The sequence below is a fragment of the Corynebacterium sp. HMSC055A01 genome, assembly GCF_001809405.1.
GTDB classification, from domain to species: domain Bacteria; phylum Actinomycetota; class Actinomycetes; order Mycobacteriales; family Mycobacteriaceae; genus Corynebacterium; species Corynebacterium hesseae.
In genome coordinates, this window is the sequence record NZ_KV797548.1 from 1 (window position 1) to 2,201 (window position 2,201).

Consider the following 2,201-nt stretch of genomic DNA (forward strand, 5'->3'; position numbering starts at 1 on the left):
GCAGCTCCACGACGTCGACGTCCTGGTCCTGGATGACTTTCTCACCACACCTGTTGATGCCGCGACCGCGCACCAACTACTCAATATCCTCGCCGGGCGGGAACACAAAGTCTCAACCATTGTGACCTCGCAGTTCACCCCACAGGAGTGGTACAAGTCCATCCCTGACGCCGTGATCTCCGAGTCAATCCTCAACCGACTCGTCTCCGGCGCCGAGATCATCACATTGGAAGGACCAAACATGCGCCTGACCACCAACGCATAACAACCGACAAAGCCTGAGTGAGATACCGCTACCAGGTACTCACTCAGGCGCTACCAGATACTCACCACGCCGCTACCATTTCGGTCTTCTTAACAAAATCGACACTACGGACAAACTTTGAAACCCTCACGGGTCTTCGCCACAGCGCTGGGCGCTGTCAGATGCGAGTTTTTGGTACCAGTGTTTTGGGGACTTGGTACTGTCATGTTCCGGGTAATTGGTACTGGGCCGGGTCGAAGGGGTCGGCCCGGCTGTTTGATGCACTACTGGATAGTCGAGACACTGTTAGCAAATAGACGATCGTAACAGGTGCTACTCTCATCTTTGAGATTCGAGTCAATCACAGGAGTAGGGGCAGATTCTACGTCTCGTGGAGGGGGAGGTCTAGGATGGAAACAATGACGACGATTTCACAGGAAGTCCATGAAGGAAATTTGACGGTTCTAGTTGGCAATGGACTGACTATCGCATTAAACCGCGACTTGACGCTGCAAAAAATTACAGAGGAAGCCTTTAACGCAATTCAAAATGACTCGGGTGATGACGTTGCCAAAGTGATGCAGGCGCTTGCTGAAAGAGTAAATTTTGCAGGGGAAGGCGGTGCTGGCTCTGACTTCGAAGCATTAGTGGGGGCTTTCGGATTTGAGGCGAGAAATCTTGGATTATTGGGCGAAATAGCCGATAACTTGGGCGGGGTGAGCGACAAATCGTTGGCTGCCGCAATCGAAAAAACCCGAAAGTTTTCGAACGAAGTTCAAATGAGAGGAATTTCGCACGTACTGGAGTACATCGATGATCATGCGAAGCTCGAAAATAGCGATTTAACAAAGCTTCGGAAAATTGTTCGAGACATTGTTGATTCTTTTCCGTCGGGCAATATCACCTTCGCCAATTTAAACTACGACTCGATCCTAATGCAGGGGTTGGCCCCTTACTATAAAGAACTGACAGATATGGCTGACGGTTCGCAACCGCTGGAGATTGACTTGTTCGGCACCGGTTCTCTCACTGGTTACCCGATGCGCGTAGGGGTGAACTTTCCTCGAGAGCGCCGTATCCGATTGGTTCATCTTCACGGGTCTTTGACTTTTTGGGAAGGTGAAGACGGTAGTGTTGTAAAAGTTAAGAAAAATGATGTTTCCGAAGCGCATCCGTGGGGGCCATTACGTACGGGAGCGTCAAACGTTCGTCCCTGTGTTGTGTTAGCTAAACCAGAAGACAAACCTGAAATTATCAAAGAACCACCATATGATCTCGCATACGAAGTATTTGAAGACGCGTTGGGCTCGGCCAAGGGCTGTGTAGTCATTGGGTATTCTTTCAGAGATGATTCGGTCAATAGGCGTATTCGTTCTGCAGTCTTAAACCGGAGCATCCGAAGCCTATTGGTAGTGGGGACCAGTTCAACTACTCGTGAAGGTGTTTTGCGCAATCTAGGTTTGACCGAAGACGAGCTAGACGAAGCCTTCAGGGTTTTCGTCCATCAAGATGGTGCTGTTGGTTTTACTTCTCAAAGTCAATGGAAGGATTTCAAGAAGTCACTGGGCTAAAGCAGCCCTTCCGGTTTTAGAGTGCGTTGATTTTGTCCTGTAGTTGTCCGGAGTGGATTCGGCATCGCAAGATGTAGTGGTCGAGGTCTTTTGAATCCTAGGGCGATGCCGCGTAGGTGTTCGAGTCTGCCGTTGATTGCCTCGACGGGGCCGTTGGATGCACCGATATCAAAGTAGGCGAGCACATCTTTGCGTCGTCGCCACAGGGTGCGTCCCAGTTGGGCGAGCTCTTCTAAGCCTTTTGGTAGTCCTTTGCGCAGGGTGTGGATGATGCGTTCCATAAGCTTTTGCCTTCCGATTTCTTCGGATGCGCGTACGCTGCGATCATGTCTTGGTAGAGCAACCACGTTACTTCTAGGCACACGTAGTCGTCATCGGTGGCCCAC

At 50.5% G+C, this 2,201-nt stretch carries 2 protein-coding genes and 1 pseudogene; 2 read left to right on the top strand and 1 reads right to left on the bottom strand.

The annotated features are described in order from the left end of the window. The coding region (locus tag HMPREF2604_RS02965) for an ATP-binding protein (protein ID WP_168162983.1) at positions 1 to 265 on the top strand (265 nt) is incomplete at its 5' end. A 398-nt stretch (positions 266 to 663) separates the two neighbouring features. Then, positions 664 to 1,815, top strand: a complete 1,152-nt coding sequence (locus tag HMPREF2604_RS02970; protein WP_070563124.1) for an SIR2 family protein — start codon at positions 664 to 666, stop codon at positions 1,813 to 1,815. A gap of 16 nt (positions 1,816 to 1,831) precedes the next feature. On the opposite strand, the pseudogene HMPREF2604_RS13475 reads toward HMPREF2604_RS02970, so the two are convergent. After that, positions 1,832 to 2,201, bottom strand: a pseudogene (locus HMPREF2604_RS13475) (transposase); the annotation flags it as partial.

What these genes read in the sequence shown, in the direction of transcription:
- HMPREF2604_RS02970 (WP_070563124.1), top strand. Translation starts at nt 664, where the DNA reads ATGACGACGATTTCACAGGAAGTCCATGAAGGAAATTTGACGGTTCTA.